This window comes from Azotobacter vinelandii CA (genome assembly GCF_000380335.1).
GTDB classification, from domain to species: Bacteria; Pseudomonadota; Gammaproteobacteria; order Pseudomonadales; family Pseudomonadaceae; genus Azotobacter; species Azotobacter vinelandii.
Map to the genome: position 1 here is coordinate 68247 of NC_021149.1, position 15573 is coordinate 83819.

A 15573-nucleotide genomic window follows, 5' to 3' on the forward strand; every position below is an offset into this window, starting at 1 on the left:
GAACATGTCGGTCTTCACCCCTCTCGAACGCCACGAGCTGGAAACCTTCGTCGCGCCCTACGGGCTCGGCCGGCTGCTGGATTTCCAGGGCATTGCCGAAGGCAGCGAGAACAGCAACTTCTTCGTCACCCTGGAGCAGGGCGAGTACGTCCTGACCCTGGTCGAACGCGGGCAGATGGACGATCTGCCGTTCTTCATCGAACTGCTCGACGTGCTGCACGCGGCCGACCTGCCGGTGCCCTACGCCCTGCGCACCGGCGACGGCCTGGCCCTGCGCAAGCTGGCCGGCAAGCCGGCGCTGTTGCAGCCGCGCCTGTCCGGCAGGCACGTGCAGGAGCCCAATGCGCAGCACTGTCGCGAAGTCGGCACGCTGCTCGCCCGCCTGCATCTGGCGACCTGCAAGAGCCCGCTGCCGCGACCCAGCGACCGCGGCCTGGAATGGATGCTGGAGAAGGGCCCGGAACTCGCCCTGCAACTGCCGGACGAGCAACTGCCGCTGCTGCGCGAGGCGCTGGCCGAGGTCGCCCGCCTGAAGAGCCGCCTGCTCGCCCTGCCTACCGCCAACCTGCACGCCGACCTGTTCCGCGACAATGCGCTGTTCGACGGCCCGCACCTGACCGGAGTGATCGACTTCTACAACGCCTTCGCCGGCCCCATGCTCTACGACCTGGCGATCGCCGTGAACGACTGGTGCTCGAAGGAAGACGGCAGCCTCGATCCGCAACTCACCCAGGCCATGCTCGCCGCCTACTCCGCCAAGCGCCCGTTCCGCGCCGCCGAGGCCGAACTCTGGCCGGCCATGCTGCGCATCGCCTGCCTGCGCTTCTGGCTGTCCCGGCTGATCGCCGCCCAGGCCTTCGCCGGCCAGCAGGTGCTGATCCACGATCCCGAAGTGTTCCGCCGCCGCCTGCAGGCGCGCCGCCACGTCCAGGTCGCCCTGCCCTTCGCCCTGTAATTCCCCCTCCTTCGCAAGGTCCCTCGATCCCCACGCAGGGTGGAAAACGCGCGTAGCGCTTTTTCACCCTGACGCCCGGAAACCGGCTATGGGCGAACGAATGCCAGGATCGCTTTCACCGTCCGTGCGGCGCCTTCCCCGAAGAGCATGGTCATGTGGTTGCCGGGTACCTCGACGCAGCGCCCGTCGGCCACCGCCGCGACCGTCTCCAGCGCCTGCTCGCGCGGCAGGACCGGCGGCGTTCCGGGCGGCCCGTAGGCGCCCGGGGCATTGACCAGCAGCATGGGCTGGCGGACGGCGGCGAGAATGCCGGGCCAGTCCTCGGCGAGCAGCCTGTCCAGCGCTTCGCCGATCGCCTCGGGACGCGAGCGCGGCTTGACCGTGCCGTCGCCGCGGATTTCCACGTCGGCCCGGTAGGCGCTCTCGATGGTCGGCTCCCACCAGCCCGCGTAGAACGGCAAGCGCTTCATCGTCGCCAGGTATTCGTCCCAGGAGGGATGCACCTTGCCCAGGCGCTCCAGGGAGGGCTGGATCAGTTCGCGCACCTGCGGGTGGAAGGAGCCGGCGGCGTCGAGCACCACCAGCCGGCCGACCCGCTCCGGGTAGTGCGCCGCCATGTACAGGGCCAGCAGGCCGCCGAACGAATGCCCGCCCAGCACCACTCGCTCCAGCCCCAGCGCGTCCAGCAGGCCGATCACGTCGGCGGCATGCTCGGCCATGCCGTAGCCGCTGTCCGGCTTGTCGCTCAGCCCGCGCCCGCGCAGATCCACGGCCAGCACCCGCAACGCCGGACTCAGGCCCGCTTCGATCAGGCCGTCGAAGGCATGGGCGTTGGCGGTCAGGCCGGGCATCAGCAGCAGCGGCGGATCGCCGCCGGGATGATCCAGGCAATGCAAACGGATGCCGTTGGTCCGCACGAACCGCTCCATGGGTCACTTCCTCCGACAGGGGCTGGGATAACCTTTGCGTGGTCTTCTCTCGAGGATAGCCGCACGAAGTATGGAATACCCAGGGCCCGGGGCCACGGGATGGTCGGCTGCACGGAGGCGATTGCGGCGCCGTTCCCCGCGGCGGTTCCACTATGGATGCGGCTTGCCGGGAGGTTTCTTGTCCCGGCGTGGCCGTTCGAAAAGCACGCGAAGCTCATCCTTCGCCGCTTCCAGGCGCGCTTTCCGCTCCCCGGATAACTGGCGCCCGGCACGGTTGATGTAGAACGTGAGCATCGACATGGCGGCGCGGAATGGCGTGGTCTTGCGGCGCTCGCTGCGCTCCGCGCTGGCCTTGAGGGAGCGGGCGATGGCGCGCGGATCGGCCCAGGTGAATACGCCCGGTTCGAGATCGAGGGCATCGCTGTTTTCCGTGACCTGCCGCGACCAGCGTTGCCGCTCTTCCGTGGGCGACTGCGTTTCGTGGGGGTCTCCCTGTGGCTTGGCGGGTGTGGGCGTCATGCTTTCCAGCGGTCGTTGCGGCGCTTCCGGGGCTCCCGGCGATACGAGCCGGATGCCCGTCGGAATCGCGAAAAGTGGCCCGCAATCGGGTGGAATACCTGGAGTGAAGCACCCTTTCCAAGACCGCCGCGCCGGGAGGGACGTGGAGATTCCGTGTTCCCGCCGGGTGGATGCGCGCGTTCCCGTACCTCTGTGTACGCACATGTTCGGCCGTGAACGGCGGACCTCGGTATAACGTTGAAAAAGAAGGAGATTTGTCTACATCAGGGAACTAAACGCTTCTTTCATACCCGGACGTGCGTTTTCGCGCGTGGCATGGAGCTTGCCCTGAGTCAGGCAATCGGCCATATCGCCGGTTTCCCGAAAATTCTCCAAGCGACGACGCAAAGGAACACTGCATGAATCTTCATCCTCGCCTCGCCACCGGCCTGATCGCCGCTCTGTTAATGCTCGGTACGAGCCATGCGACAGCCCACTCCAACGAAACGCCGACCTACGGCAGTATCGACAGACTGGATCTGACCCTGCTCCTGCCCGCTCCGCCCACCCTGGACAGCCCCGAGCAGAAGGCCGAAGTCGAGGCCATCCTGGCCGCCCAGAAAGCGGCCGGAGCGGAGCGTATCGCCCAGGCCGTGAAAGATGCCAAAGGCACTGTGTTCGATATGTTCGGCCAGGTCCTGGGGGCGCATTTCACCGCTGCCGAGTTGCCCGCCACCGCACGGCTGTTCGCCCGTCTGGGCAATTCCGAGGCCGCTGTGGTCGAAGCGGCCCAGAACGTTTTCGACCGGAAGCGGCCTTTTGCCGCCGACGGCCGTGTCCAGGTTCTGCCCCAGGCCAGCATGATGTCCGTCGAAATGGCCAAGTCCCAGGGCGAAAACCTGCCGACCAAGGGCTCCTGGCCTTCCAGCCGTGCAGCCCGCGTTACCGCTTCGGCCATCGTCATGTCCGAGATAGTGCCGGAACGCAAGAGCGAACTCTGGAGCCGTGCCCGGGAATATGCCGAAAGCCGCGTGATCGCCGGCATGCACTATCCCCAGGACCTGGAAATGGGTTATCGCGCCGGCACGGCTCTGGCGGCGCTGCTGCAAGCCGATGCCGAGTTCAAGGCCGAGTTCGCGGCAGCCAGGCAGGAAACCCGCACGGCACTGGGGTTGAAGTAAGCGGCGAACGGGCAGGCATGGTCGCCTCTGGGACATGCCTGTCGCGCTGCGATACCGGACGATGGATTCGTTCCGTTGTTTCGGTCGAATGCTCCGGCGTCTGGATAGCCGGAGCGCCAGGCCGTGGAACATGTCGCGTAGTCGTTCGCGGCACGCGGACGACTTGGGCCGACTGTAAATGAGCGCGGTCGGAAACTTCGGGTAGCCATCGTTTCCGGAGCGGGCGGAACGAACGTCATGAAGTCAATGATTTGATCAGATACTTTGGCGACTCTTCGTAGCCTTGCCGATGATAAAAACGGTGGGCATCGGTCCGTCTGGAATGGCAGTGAACCTCCATCCGGTCACAGCCACGAGCAATGGCCAGTTCGGTGGCATACGATTCGAGGGCAGCGCCGACTCCCGATCCTCTGCTCGCTTCGTCCACGCAAAAATAACTGATGCGACAGAAGTCGCTCGCCAGAGCTAGAGCATTTTTACCTTATCCCGATTCATATCCGGCTGCCTCGAAGTAGTGCCTGCAGTCCTGTGCAGAGAACTGCGCAATCGCCTCGCCAATGCTCTGCCACAGCTGCGGCACGGTCCGCGCCGCCGCCTTTCTCAGCAGTGCCTTGAGCTTGGAGAAGGCCATCTCGATCGGGTTCAGGTCGGGGCTATAGGGTGGCAAGTAGCGCAGTGTGGCTCCTGCGCCTTCGATGGCCTGGCGTACTCCCGCCACCTTGTGGGCCGGCAGGTTGTCCATCACCACGATATCGCCGGGCGTCAGCTCGGGTACCAGAACCTGCCCGACATAGGCCAGGAAGACCGGGCCGTTCATGGCGCCATCGAGCACCAGCGGCGCGCTCAGGCCATCCACCCGCAGGCCGGCGGTAAAGGTCGTGGTTTTCCAGTGGCCGTGGGGGATCGCGGCCCGGCAGCGCTCGCCGCGAGGGGCCCAGCCCCGCAGGCGGGCCAGGTTCGTCGAAGCGGCGGTTTCGTCGACGAAGATCAGCTTGCGCCAATCGAAACCGGACTGCTCCTCGATCCATCCCTGTCGGGCTGCCTGGACGTCCGGCCGTTGCTGCTCGGCTGCATGCGCGGTCTTTTTTTGAACGTCATGGCGTGCCGGTCGAGAAACGTCCACACCGTCGCCAGGCTGACACGGACGCCACGCTCCCGTTCGAGGGTCGCGGCGAGTTCGGCCAGCGTCAGGTCGGGGGTCTGCTCGAGCAGGCCGAGCAGGTAGTCCGCATGGGGATCGAGCCGCAAGCCCCGGGGCTTGCCCTGTCGGCGGGCGACGAGTTCCCCGCCTTCCCGGAAGCGCCGCACCCAGACGATCGCTGTTGCCGTCCCGACGTCGAATCGCTCGGCGGCCTGCCGAGCCGATAGCCCACCCATGGCCGCGTCGACGACGCGCCGGCGAAGGTCCGCACTGTATGCCCGAGCCATTCTGGTCTCCTTGTCCGAGCGGGAGAGGAGAACCGAAATGACCAGGAAGAGCAACCCCTGCTTGTCGAATTCGTGTTTTCAAAAAATGCTCTAGTTGTGGAATGAAGTGCAGCGACATGACGCCCACGACCGTCGTTCCGTCGGTGGCGACCAGAAGCTCTTCATCGGGATGGGCGAGGAGTTGTCCTATCCGAGCCCGGATGAAAGGCTGCGTCCCGGGATAGCCAAGGGAAGCCAGTAAATCGGAAATGGCGTCGCTATCCGATTCGAGCGCAGCTCTGATATCGACCATTTAACGGATTCCTGGAAACCTGCTTTCGTTGGTCACGGGCGGCCGGTTTCGTGAGTCGTGGTTGGCGCGATAGTGGGTTTCTGGTATCCGCGAAATCATCTTAGGCGTATCGACCGGATGATGCCTTCATATCAGGACACCGGTCTTCAATTCCGGTAGGGAAATCATTTCCTCGACCACCAGTGACGACGCATCGGGATGCCGTGCGGATCTGAGGCACTTGGAACCATCGGGAGGCATGATGTCTCGACATGTCCGTCGCAATGCGATACCGGAGTTCGTTCGAGTTTCCAGTCGGGACGGTCCAGCGCATGCAATCATGAGCTTGCCGCCCGGATTGTCCGCTGACGTGATTCATGCCATTGGCCATGGGTCATCCGGTACAGGCGTACTGGTCGCCCATGAAAGTCAGTTTCATGGAAATTCTGGAATCCGAGCTTCTCCGCGACCTTGAGCGAAGCGGTATGCTCTGGGTCGATGACCACCACTACCGAAGCCACTTCTCTTCTGTCGAAGACATATTCAAGGGCCGCTCTTGCAGCCTCCGACGCCAAGCCCCGATTCCAGTAGCGCTTGGCTAATCGATAGCCCAAGTTTATTTCTTCAATTCCATCGATCATTTCCATGGCGAGGCCACAGAAGCCCACGAAGTCATTGGAGCCCTTCTCCAGCAGTGCCCAAGGGCCCACACCGCGCGATGCATAGCAATTCAAAGTCCAATCGATGAACCTGCGTACGGCATTTTCATCACAGGCCCCTCGTACCGAGTATTTCATTACCTCTGGATCGCCCAGGAGCCCGGTGAGAGCGGGTAAGTCCTGTCGGGACAATTGGCGTACGATCAATCGTTCTGTTTCAAATAGGCTCATCTTCGGTTCTGTGCATAATGTCAAGGTTCAGCCATTGTTACGCCAAAAGTGTGAATGTCGAAGTATTCGAATCAGATTTTCCTGAGTGTTATCACTCCTGTCTCCCGATGGTCCGTATAGTAAGGGACTTCGATATCGTCTAGATCGCAGATGCCATCTTTGACACGAATTCGATAGCGGCATGTGCCGCGATGGGCTCGAACGTTCGGGTCTTCTTTATGTAGCTTGCGTACGTCGGCACGGTATTCGATTGTCAGTATCAAATGAGCTGCGTCGAGAGAAAAGAAAGCTCCTATGCTGTGGGAGCATGTACGATCCGTTTCGAATTCGACTCCTATCGTCGACCACGTCTGCTTGATGGTCATCCTGCCCGTGTTACCCGCTATCTGAACTCCATCACGCCTGCGTGTTGCGACTTGACCAGTCCAGGTACCGTTGACGTCAGGCAACGTGATTCCCAGAAGTCGGCGGGCGGGCTTCCAGTTCCATAGATACGACTCTACGGCACGAACGAGAGAAAGATAGACGATGATGGTGGAGGGAGCGGCAAGTGCCGCGATCGCAGGCCAATACTGGGTGAGCGTAGCCAGTAGAGCACTTATCGCACCAACCAGAATGCTCGCTCCGGTGGCTAGCTTGTACGCGACGTGCAGGCGCTCGGAAGCGTTGAGGGAATCATCGAGGGAGTAAGGATGAAGGGCCATGTTTTTCCTTTCAGCCTGACGACTGAGCTAACAGGTGATTGTCTGACCATCTGGTTGAATGAAAGGCTGAATTGAAATCTGCTTACAGGCCGAATGTCTGTACGGATGGAAAATTCATGCTATCCGCAAAGATCGCGGATCGGCAAATTAGTCGTTTGCAGTAAGTACCTTCATACAGGCTATTCCTTCATGTCGTCGATTGGTCCGTGCTCGAACTCGCCGGCCCGCGCGATTGTTCGTACGGACTCGTTCCCCTCAGTGAGAAACCGTCCTGGAAAATACGTTGAGGACGAGCACGCCCGCAATGATGAGAAGCAGGCCGATGATTGCCGGAATGTCCAGAGTCTGCCCAAGGAACAACCATGCAACCAGGGTGATCAGGGCGATGCCTGCGCCGGACCATATGGCGTAGACGACTCCGACCGGAAGTGTCTTCAGCGTGAGGGACAGAAAGTAGAAGGCCGTCGCGTAGCCGATCAGGACCGCGAGCGAGGGACCCAGGCGGGAGAATCCTTCCGTTGCCTTCAGGGCCGAGGTGGCGATTACTTCGCTGACGATTGCTATCGAGAGAAAAATCCATTGCTGCATGTGCATAACCCCGGATCGGAATATTCAATGTTTTGGTCGGGCCGGGTCGCGAGGTGGCGCTGGATCGAGTGAATCATGAGAGCTGATCCGGATACCACGCATCGACCAGTGGCCCCACCCGAACGGATATTATCTCCGGCCGGGTCTTGAGCCAAGTTCGAAGCATTTCCCGGTGCAATTCGGTTGCGGAAACATGCCTCTGGGTACGACGAAACCATTCCCTCCGCCACCGAACAAGAGGTCGTTGGCTTCTATCGCATCGGCAATGAATTGACATCCTCCCCCCTCTTGCTGACACTCGCCCGCCCCAAAGGCGGAAAGGAAGGGGATTCCTACCGTGTTCAGCCCACCCGGGCCGACTCACCTCGGCGGGTTCCTGCTGCTGGCGGCCTTACCGCATCGCTCACTTCACAGGCGAACCGGGCGTGTCCCGCCCTTGACACATTGATCGCGCCGACCATATCGGCGTTTTCCTCGAAACCACACTCCACACACTCGAACCGGGCTTGGCTCTGCCGGTTGTCCGCCGACACATGCCCGCAGCACGGGCAGGTGCGGCTGGTGTTCCGTGGCGGCACGGCAACGAGCCAGCCGCCGTTCCACGCCAGCTTGTAGTCCAGTTGGCGGCGGAACTCGAACCAGCCCTGGTCGAGGATGGATTTGTTCAGGCCGGACTTGGCCCGAACGTTTCTGCCCGGTACTTCGGTTGTGCCTGCCGCCGACCTGGACAGGTTCCGCACCGGCAAGTCCTCGATACACACCATCGCGTGGTTTTGGCTGATCGTGGTCGAGATCTTGTGCAGGTAGTCGCGGCGGGCATGGCCGATCCGGGAATGGATACGCTGGACGCGGGCTTTCGCCTTCTTCCAGTTGTTGCTGAACTTCTGCTTGCGGCTCATCGCCCGCTGCGCCTTGCGCAGTCGTTTCTCATGCCGCTTGAAGCTGTTGAGCGGTGCGTAGAACGTGCCGTCCGAGAGCGTGGCGAAGCGGGCCACCCCCATGTCGATGCCGACCGCACCACCCTTCGGGATGGGTTGCGCCATCTCGCGTTCGGTCTGGATGGACACGAACCACTTGCCGCAACACTGGCTGACAGTGACGTTCTTCACCATGCCGGACACGTTCCGGCTGTTGCGATAACGCAGCCAGCCGAGCTTGGGCAGGAACAGGCGGCTATTTTCCTGGTTGAGCTTGATCTGCTTCGGGTCGGGATAGCGGAAGCTGTCGCGCCGGCCCTTCTTCTTGAAGCGCGGGAAGTCGGCCCGCTGGGCGAAGAAATTGGCGTAGGCTCGCTCCAGGTCCTTGAGTGCCTGTTGCAGCGGATGAACCGGTGCATCCGCCAGCCAGGCCGTCTCCGGATCGTGCCGCCATTCCGTGAGCCGCTTGCACAGTCCGGCATAGCCGAGCCTCGATTCGCCCTGTTCGTAGCGTTCCTTTTGCCACGCCAATGCCTTGTTGAACACGAACCGGCACGAGCCAGCGAAGCGGCGCATCTGGCGCTGCTGTTCGCCGGTTGGCATCACTTCGAATTTGAAGGCTTGAAGTCGAAGCATGGAAAATACTGTCTATTCGTACAGGTGCGAGTATAGGGCTGCTTCGCGCCCTGCGCTATCCTTCCCCGGCCTGAAGGCCGAGGCTTGCCGCGCACCGGGTCATCCCAGAACCGGTCGGAAAGTCCGCTGGATAGCCTGAATTCGACATCGAAGCCGAACTGCTGGAACTCCCCGACGTGAAGTTTCTTGCGGAGTCGGCGGCTTCTGGTTTTTGCGGTGTGTTTCATGGGGTTCTCACGCCTGGACCGAGCCGACCGGCGAAGTCGAATGAGCTGGATTATCCGCCGGACGGAATCAGCGCTTTCTCCGGCCGCTGCTGGCTGGAATGGAAACGCCATGGCTCTCTGCCTTTTCCTTCGAATATGCCTATGTAGACAGGGCTGTCGCACGCACCGCTACGAACGGTGCCGGCGGCAGTGTCGATCAGCCAATTGTCGAAATAGCCTTTGAGCATGAAACGGGCCGGACCGCACTGGTACAGGTTGGTGGCCGAGTAGCCGCCCGTATCGAGGGCCAGCTTCTGGCGGACAGTGGAGCCGTCGGAGCCCTGGAGTACCGCTATGCGTTCGTATTCCGCCAGGAACGGGTGTATCGGCTTCAGCTCGAGTCGAAGCGCCACATCCTTTCCGATCGAATAGGACGCAACGAGGTTGTCGTCGCCGCCACAGCCGACGAGCCAGGCAGCGATGATTGAAAGGGTGATCGCGCGGTATCGCATGGTAGTCGTCAGTGCCTGAGTCGAGCGGCGTCGATTCGAATGAGTTGTCGGGTTTCTCACATCGTTATCGGAACTTACTCTTGTTCGCCTCTCCTGACTACGGCGCCATCGAGTCCGACTGCAAAGTGAAAGGCTACGGATATATGCCGATTCGCTGCTCGCTGGAGACGTCAGGTTCCAGCGGTTACCCAGGCCGCGAACAGTAGCGAAGTGGCGAATGCACCGAGCAGGACGCAGGCGTGGACCATGCACCGGCAGGCTGGAGACAGACTTCGCAAGGTAACGCCGGCACGTTCCGATACGAGTATGACGATTGCCACCATCACGAAGCCGACCGTGACCACGGGGAAAAACCGGGCAGAAACGCCCGAGAGCCGGAGAACCAGAAACAGGACCGCATCGTGCAGCAGGAAACCGCTGGCGGCGAAGGTGAGCAGAAGCGAGATGGACGGACCGAACACCCGGCGCAGAGGGGCGTAGCAGAAGTAGCGCAGTACATAGCCATAGACCGGGTTCCAGTAGTACCAGAACATCCGCAGCGTCGGCGCACCAAAAGGCCGGGCGAACATGCTTCGTGGCGTTGCCGGGCCGGCACTGCGGCCAAGGCGCTGTTCCACGAATCGGGCGAACGAGGCGCGGGAGCGGTTCAAGTCAGTGACCAGGCATCTGGGTTGGATTGCATCGAGAAAGGTATTCGCCGGAATGATCGGTCATGTTTCGTCAGTATATCGAGACTGTAATAACGGAGTCGCAGCTTCGCGCCAGAAGCTCGGAGAAATCACTCCGCCGGACATTCCGTCATGGGTGAAGTTCTCCATATGAAAATCGTCTCCCATTGAAGAGGTTCTTCGGGGAAAAGCTGAACCATCGTGCAATGATGCTCGAGCGGAGGCATCAGCAGCCGTCCAGTGGAAATGCAATGTACAGACCTTTGCCAAGATACTTCCCGTCGATGGTCAAGCGCCCTTCAACTGGACCTTCAAGGTTTCGATTCCATCCTTGTAGTAGACGAAAAAATCAGTGCCAAGCCAGTCGTCGGCCCGCTTGATGTAATTGAAAGCGTAGTTGCAGACACGCCCGCGACTTTCTGAAAGTTGTAGATTTCCTGTTGCTTGCCAGACAGCTTCTTGTAGTCGGTGCACTGGAATTTCATCTTGGGGTGCGATGTCTGTCTTGCAAAGGTTATGAGTCTAACGCTTGAGTCAAGTCGTGCCGCGAAGCGGCGTCGGCTTGAATGAATTATCAGGGCTTGGCCCGCCACTTGCCGAATACCAACAAGACGGCCGATAAACCAGGCAAGGCAAGCACTGTTGGCAGGAACCAGGCGCTGTCCTTATGTATGAGGAAGGCCGGCACTAATAGCTTGGCAAGCCAGACGCACGCCATCACACCTAGCGCAGTGATTGCACTGGCTACAATAACCGCTGCAGTCAATCGCCACATATTCATATTACTTTCCTCATTCAAGCTCTAACGCTGGAATTAAGCTGCGGCACAGCCATCCGCCCTGAACGAATTGTTGGGCTCGACGCCAAGAGCCTCTGTCTTAAAGAGGCCAAGCACGCTTTGTCCAAGCCAAATAGGAGGTGCCAGTGGCAAGGAAAGCTACACCAAAACCACATAAAGTCACTTGCTTGCCGAGGTATGCAGCGAGGAAAAACATGCGTCCGGCAGCGATGAAGAGATATCCGTCGCGCTTTGTACTCTGGAAACTCGACATCTCACTCTCCTTTTAAAGGCCTGACTTTCGAGTTAATCGCGCGCCGCGAAGCACCGTTTGGATGTCAAGTCTAGGACTGCTGAAAAGATTGCCGTGCAGCCGCCAATTGCGACGTAGAGCATTGTCTCGCCCAACGACAGCAAGTCGGAAATCAAGTGGCCAATGGGCATACCTAAAGCTATTGCTAGCATAGTCGGCCAGTTTGGATCCTTTCCTAGAAGTTTGATAACGCCACCAACTACGAAGGCTGCAGCTAGTGATAGCACAAAGATGGTCAGAACTTTTGTGAAGATATCCATATTACGATCTCAGGAATACACACCGCTCTGCGCAGCAGAGTGGTAAATGCATTGAACGCTCAAGCGAACAAGGAAGCGGAAAGCGGCTTTTCCACCGTTGCATAGACTCTCGCCGGGGCATCAACTTCGTTATTTAGGGTGGCTTATTCGAGGGTTCCTTGGATATCAGGGATCAGGTCATTAACGGATATGACTTTTGCGAATAAGCCGTTGAGTGCTGCAAGGTAAGAAATTTGTACCTGTTCGGCCGATACCTGAACACCGTCGAAAGATAGTGCTTTTGTGGCGCAGGCATCATGCGCCAACGAACAGGAGAAACCAAGATCGGTTGCGGCACGGATTGTTGTATCGACACACATATGGGTCATCATTCCGGCGATGACCAACTGGGAAATGCCTTCTCCATGCAAATGGTCCAGCAGCGGTGTTTCACGGAAACTGTTGGGAAAGTGCTTCTGGAAAACCGGTTCGCTTTGCTTGGGGCGAACGGATTCGTGAATTTCTGCGCCGATGGTGCCAGGAAGAAAAAATGTTGCTCCGGCCCGAGCGGCAATGTGCTGGATATGGATGACCGGCAGGTCTCTCAGGCGAAAGGTGCCGAGTAGTTTGGCTGCCTGCTCTGCTGCACGGTCGGCTCCAACGAGTTCCATTGTGCCGCCCGGAAAATAATCGTTTTGAATGTCGATCAGAATAAGAGCGATGGACATGGAGACCTCCAGCCGTTATTGGACACCATCAGGCGTATGACACCCCGGCTGGGCATGGTGATCGGCTTGCCACTTTCCCTGTCCAGGCTGTCAGTTTCATGGTCATGATGGCCGTTCCCATGGTCGGCAAACTCCATCTACCTGACCAGACGCATGACCGCACAGGCACCGGACACTACTCCATTCGCATCGGGCAGGTCCATTGCGAGCGCGTTGGCAGTTCGTTCGATCCGTCGTCACCCGCACTTCGAATGCCCACAGTTCAGGCATGTGGTACACCCTTCCAGTTGCACCACCGCCTGAGTGTTGCACTGCCCGCAAAGCTGCGCGCCGGGCGGGAAGCCTTCGCCGGGCTCCAGGGCGGCGGCGCCCTGGCTGGCTTCGTAGGCGGCGCGCTTTTCGGCGAGGTAGCGGCGTTGGGCTTCGTCCGGCGAGTGGCCGCGCAGGAGGCCGATGGCGATCAGGTGGCGCTCCAGCACCGCGCCGATTTCGGCGACGATCGAGGGCATGTAGATGCCGCCCTTCTTCAGGTAGCCGCCGCGCGGGTCGAACACCGCCTTGAGTTCCTCGACCAGGAAGGTGCAGTCGCCGCCTTTGCGCAGCACGGCGGACATGATCCGGGTGAGGGCGACGATCCACTGGAAGTGGTCCATGTTCTTCGAGTTGATGAAGATCTCGAAGGGCCGGCGCTGTTCAAAGCGGGTGCCGGCGTTGAGCAGGATGTCGTTGATGGTCACGTAGAGGGCGTGCTCGAACAGCGGCGACTTGATCTTGTAGGTGACGCCGATCAGCGTCTCCGGGCGTTCCAGATGCTCGTCCAGTTGCTCGGGCGGCTTTCCGGCATCGGTTTCGGCGGCGGGCCGCAGGCGTTCGTCGACCACCTTGAAGCTCTTGATGCGCTGCGTGATCCTGACCGTCATGGGCGTTCTCCCCTCTCCCCAGCCTTCTCCCCGATGGGGAGAAGGAGTTGCAAGCCACACGTCCTAATACTTTCCGTAATAGCCTTCCTTCAGCGCGTCGAACAGGTTGGCGGCGGTGTTCACCTCGCCGTCGTATTCCACCAGTTCGTTGCCCTTGAGTTCGATCACGCTGCCGTCCTCCAGCTCGAAGCGGTACAGGGTGTTCGCGAGGTCGGCCTCGCGCACCAGCACGCCCTGGAAGGCCGTCGGGTTGAAGCGGAAGGTGGTGCAGCCCTTGAGGCCCTGGCGCCAGGCGTAGCGGTAGATGTCCTTGAACGCCTCGAAGGGGTAGTCGGTGGGCACGTTGGCGGTCTTGGAGAGCGACGAGTCCACCCACTTCTGCGCCGCCGCCTGGATGTCCACGTGCTGGGTCGGGCCGATGTCGTCGGCGCTGACGAAGTAGTCCGGCAGCCGGTGCGCCGGCTCGTCGCCGCCCGGCTGGGCCTGCGGATCGACCAGGGCGCGGTAGGCCAGCAGTTCGTAGCTGAACACCTCGACCTTCTCCTTGGCCTTGCGTCCGGGGCGGATCAGGTTGCGCGAATACTGGTGGGCGAAGCTCGGTTCGATGCCGTTGGAAGCGTTGTTGGCCAGGCTCAGGCTGATGGTGCCGGTCGGCGCGATCGACGTGTGGTGGGTGAAGCGCGCACCTTGTTCGGCCAGCGCGGCGATGAGTTCGGGAGCGAATTCGGCCAGACGCTGCATATAGCGCGAGTAGCGCGCGTGCAGCACGCGGCCCGCTACCCGGTCGCCGACCCGATAGCCGTCGGTGGCCATCTCCGGGCGCTGGCGCAGCATCTTCGCGGTGACCTCGAATTCCTGCGCCAGCAGCGGCGCCGGGCCCTTTTCCTTCGCCAGTTCCAGCGCCACCTCCCAGCCGACCAGCGCCATCTCGCGGGCCACTTCCTCGGTGAACACGCAGGCCTCGGGGCTGCCGTAGCGCAGCCTGAGCAGGGTCAGCGCCGAGCCGAGGCCGAGAAAGCCCATGCCGTGGCGGCGTTTGTCGAGGATCTCGCGGCGCTGCGCCTGCAGCGGCAGGTTGTTGATCTCCACCACGTTGTCCAGGAGGCGGGTGAAGATGCGCACCACCTGGCGGAAGCGTTCCCAGTCGAAGCGCGCCCTGGCCGTGAACGGCTCTTCGACGAAGGCGGTCAGGTTGACCGAGCCGAGCAGGCAGGAGCCGTAGGGGGGAAGCGGTTGTTCGCCACAGGGGTTGGTCGCCCGTATCTCCTCGCACCACCAGTTGTTGTTCAACTGGTTGACCCGGTCGATGAGGATGAAGCCCGGCTCGGCGAAATCGTAGGTGGAGACCATCAGCATGTCCCACAGGTGGCGGGCGCGGACCTTGCCGTAGATCCTGCAGGCCACCTTGCCGTCGTCGCGCACGGGGTAGCCCTCGTGCAGCGGCCAGTCGCGCCAGAGCACCTGGTTCGGGTCGCCGAGGTCCAGCTCGGCCGCCTCCTTGGGATGCACCGGGAATACCAGCGGCCATTCGGCGTCGTTCTCCACCGCCTGCATGAATTCGTCGGTGATCAACAGGCTCAAGTTGAACTGGCGCAGGCGGCCGTCCTCGCGCTTGGCGCGGATGAACTCGCGCACGTCCGGGTGGGCCACGTCGAAGGTGGCCATCTGCGCGCCGCGCCGCCCGCCGGCGGAGCTGACGGTGAAGCACATCCTGTCGAAGATGTCCATGAACGACAGCGGCCCGCTGGTACGCGCGCCGGCGCCGGAGACGAAGGCGCCGTGCGGGCGCAGGGTGGAGAACTCGTAGCCGATGCCGCATCCCGCCTTCAGTGTCAGTCCGGCCTCCTGGACCTTGGCGAGAATGTCGTCCATGGCGTCGTAGAGGGTCCCGGAGACGGTGCAGTTGATCGTCGAGGTGGCCGGTCGCCAGACCTGGGCGCCGGCATTGGCGACGATCCGTCCAGCGGGGATGGCGCCGTTGCGCAGGGCCCAGAGGAACTGCCGGTACCAGTGTTCGCGAACATCCTCGCGCTCGATTTCGGCGAGGGCGCGGGCGATGCGCTGCCGGGTGGCGTCGATGTCGGCATCGACCGGCGTGCCGTCGGGTTCGACCAGGCGGTACTTCTGCGCCCAGATGTCCTCGGAGGCGGCCTGCAGGGGGATGTCGCCCAGGCCCTGCGACAAGGGTTCGCCGTGCTTCGCCATGTTCCCG

General features: G+C 61.4%; 18 protein-coding genes. 2 read left to right on the top strand and 16 right to left on the bottom strand.

Annotated features, from left to right (window positions below; genetic code table 11):
* The first annotated feature begins 4 nt into the window (after positions 1-4).
* Positions 5-955, top strand: a complete 951-nt coding sequence (locus tag AVCA_RS00320) for a homoserine kinase (protein WP_012698760.1) — start codon at positions 5-7, stop codon at positions 953-955.
* A gap of 86 nt (positions 956-1041) precedes the next feature.
* On the opposite strand, the gene AVCA_RS00325 is transcribed toward AVCA_RS00320, so the two are convergent.
* Both AVCA_RS00325 and AVCA_RS00330 read right to left on the bottom strand, forming a co-directional pair.
* Entirely contained in the window at positions 1042-1884 is an 843-nt protein-coding gene (locus AVCA_RS00325) for an alpha/beta fold hydrolase (RefSeq protein WP_012698761.1), read from the bottom strand.
* Positions 1885-2034: 150 nt separating this feature from the next.
* Positions 2035-2403, bottom strand: coding sequence for a DUF3175 domain-containing protein (locus AVCA_RS00330; RefSeq protein WP_012698762.1), 369 nt, complete (start codon positions 2401-2403; stop codon positions 2035-2037).
* 398 nt (positions 2404-2801) lie between these two features.
* Here AVCA_RS00330 and AVCA_RS00335 point away from each other — a divergent pair, with 398 nt between their 5' ends.
* Complete coding sequence (locus AVCA_RS00335; protein ID WP_012698764.1) at positions 2802-3563, top strand: phosphatase PAP2 family protein; 762 nt, start codon at positions 2802-2804, stop codon at positions 3561-3563.
* 235 nt (positions 3564-3798) lie between these two features.
* Here AVCA_RS00335 and AVCA_RS27175 read toward each other — a convergent pair whose 3' ends face one another.
* The 14 genes from AVCA_RS27175 to AVCA_RS00390 all read right to left on the bottom strand — a co-directional run bounded on the left by AVCA_RS27175 (position 3799) and on the right by AVCA_RS00390 (position 15566).
* Positions 3799-4026, bottom strand: a complete 228-nt coding sequence (locus AVCA_RS27175; protein WP_081434864.1) for a GNAT family N-acetyltransferase — start codon at positions 4024-4026, stop codon at positions 3799-3801.
* 18 nt (positions 4027-4044) lie between these two features.
* A protein-coding gene (locus tag AVCA_RS00340) for an IS630 family transposase (RefSeq protein WP_085930839.1) occupies positions 4045-4991 on the bottom strand; the annotation gives its coding sequence in 2 pieces (ribosomal slippage) (positions 4045-4646 and positions 4646-4991; 948 coding nt in all).
* Positions 4992-5600: 609 nt separating this feature from the next.
* Positions 5601-6152, bottom strand: a complete 552-nt coding sequence (locus tag AVCA_RS24095) for a GNAT family N-acetyltransferase (RefSeq protein ID WP_072432980.1) — start codon at positions 6150-6152, stop codon at positions 5601-5603.
* A 71-nt stretch (positions 6153-6223) separates the two neighbouring features.
* Complete coding sequence (locus AVCA_RS25815; RefSeq protein ID WP_139240035.1) at positions 6224-6856, bottom strand: Cap15 family cyclic dinucleotide receptor domain-containing protein; 633 nt, start codon at positions 6854-6856, stop codon at positions 6224-6226.
* A gap of 255 nt (positions 6857-7111) precedes the next feature.
* Entirely contained in the window at positions 7112-7444 is a 333-nt protein-coding gene (locus AVCA_RS00355; RefSeq protein WP_041807485.1) for an SMR family transporter, read from the bottom strand.
* Between the two features lie 73 nt (positions 7445-7517).
* Positions 7518-7721 (bottom strand): 50S ribosome-binding protein YggL, encoded by a 204-nt coding sequence (locus AVCA_RS27180; protein WP_081434865.1) that lies wholly within the window; start codon positions 7719-7721, stop codon positions 7518-7520.
* 64 nt (positions 7722-7785) lie between these two features.
* Positions 7786-8997: an RNA-guided endonuclease InsQ/TnpB family protein gene (locus AVCA_RS00360; RefSeq protein WP_012698770.1), complete on the bottom strand. Its 1212-nt coding sequence runs from the start codon at positions 8995-8997 to the stop codon at positions 7786-7788.
* Positions 8964-9335, bottom strand: coding sequence for a 50S ribosome-binding protein YggL (locus tag AVCA_RS27185; RefSeq protein ID WP_367281687.1), 372 nt, complete (start codon positions 9333-9335; stop codon positions 8964-8966). Before AVCA_RS27185 ends, AVCA_RS00360 begins: the two co-directional genes overlap by 34 nt.
* Complete coding sequence (locus tag AVCA_RS00365; RefSeq protein ID WP_012698771.1) at positions 9275-9715, bottom strand: hypothetical protein; 441 nt, start codon at positions 9713-9715, stop codon at positions 9275-9277. Before AVCA_RS00365 ends, AVCA_RS27185 begins: the two co-directional genes overlap by 61 nt.
* A 170-nt stretch (positions 9716-9885) precedes the next feature.
* On the bottom strand, positions 9886-10365 hold the full coding sequence (locus AVCA_RS00370) for a hypothetical protein (protein ID WP_231876391.1): 480 nt from the start codon (positions 10363-10365) through the stop codon (positions 9886-9888).
* Between the two features lie 592 nt (positions 10366-10957).
* On the bottom strand, positions 10958-11164 hold the full coding sequence (locus AVCA_RS00375) for a hypothetical protein (RefSeq protein WP_041806849.1): 207 nt from the start codon (positions 11162-11164) through the stop codon (positions 10958-10960).
* A gap of 713 nt (positions 11165-11877) precedes the next feature.
* Positions 11878-12441 (bottom strand): cysteine hydrolase family protein, encoded by a 564-nt coding sequence (locus tag AVCA_RS00380; protein WP_012698774.1) that lies wholly within the window; start codon positions 12439-12441, stop codon positions 11878-11880.
* Positions 12442-12677: 236 nt separating this feature from the next.
* Positions 12678-13361 carry a TSCPD domain-containing protein gene (locus tag AVCA_RS00385; protein ID WP_012698775.1) on the bottom strand — a complete coding sequence of 228 codons (684 nt, stop codon included), beginning with the start codon at positions 13359-13361 and terminating at the stop codon, positions 12678-12680.
* Positions 13362-13424: 63 nt separating this feature from the next.
* Positions 13425-15566 carry an adenosylcobalamin-dependent ribonucleoside-diphosphate reductase gene (locus tag AVCA_RS00390; protein ID WP_012698776.1) on the bottom strand — a complete coding sequence of 714 codons (2142 nt, stop codon included), beginning with the start codon at positions 15564-15566 and terminating at the stop codon, positions 13425-13427.
* Positions 15567-15573 lie beyond the last annotated feature (7 nt).

Coding starts and splice junctions, on each gene's coding strand:
- AVCA_RS00320 (WP_012698760.1), top strand. CDS start 5: ATGTCGGTCTTCACCCCTCTCGAACGCCACGAGCTGGAAACCTTCGTC.
- AVCA_RS25815 (WP_139240035.1), bottom strand. CDS start 6,856: ATGGCCCTTCATCCTTACTCCCTCGATGATTCCCTCAACGCTTCCGAG.
- AVCA_RS27185 (WP_367281687.1), bottom strand. CDS start 9,335: ATGGCGTTTCCATTCCAGCCAGCAGCGGCCGGAGAAAGCGCTGATTCC.
- AVCA_RS00355 (WP_041807485.1), bottom strand. CDS start 7,444: ATGCAGCAATGGATTTTTCTCTCGATAGCAATCGTCAGCGAAGTAATC.
- AVCA_RS00385 (WP_012698775.1), bottom strand. CDS start 13,361: ATGACGGTCAGGATCACGCAGCGCATCAAGAGCTTCAAGGTGGTCGAC.
- AVCA_RS00375 (WP_041806849.1), bottom strand. CDS start 11,164: ATGAATATGTGGCGATTGACTGCAGCGGTTATTGTAGCCAGTGCAATC.
- AVCA_RS00380 (WP_012698774.1), bottom strand. CDS start 12,441: ATGTCCATCGCTCTTATTCTGATCGACATTCAAAACGATTATTTTCCG.
- AVCA_RS00335 (WP_012698764.1), top strand. CDS start 2,802: ATGAATCTTCATCCTCGCCTCGCCACCGGCCTGATCGCCGCTCTGTTA.
- AVCA_RS27180 (WP_081434865.1), bottom strand. CDS start 7,721: ATGTCAATTCATTGCCGATGCGATAGAAGCCAACGACCTCTTGTTCGG.
- AVCA_RS00330 (WP_012698762.1), bottom strand. CDS start 2,403: ATGACGCCCACACCCGCCAAGCCACAGGGAGACCCCCACGAAACGCAG.
- AVCA_RS00390 (WP_012698776.1), bottom strand. CDS start 15,566: ATGGCGAAGCACGGCGAACCCTTGTCGCAGGGCCTGGGCGACATCCCC.
- AVCA_RS24095 (WP_072432980.1), bottom strand. CDS start 6,152: ATGAGCCTATTTGAAACAGAACGATTGATCGTACGCCAATTGTCCCGA.
- AVCA_RS00360 (WP_012698770.1), bottom strand. CDS start 8,997: ATGCTTCGACTTCAAGCCTTCAAATTCGAAGTGATGCCAACCGGCGAA.
- AVCA_RS00325 (WP_012698761.1), bottom strand. CDS start 1,884: ATGGAGCGGTTCGTGCGGACCAACGGCATCCGTTTGCATTGCCTGGAT.
- AVCA_RS00365 (WP_012698771.1), bottom strand. CDS start 9,715: ATGCGATACCGCGCGATCACCCTTTCAATCATCGCTGCCTGGCTCGTC.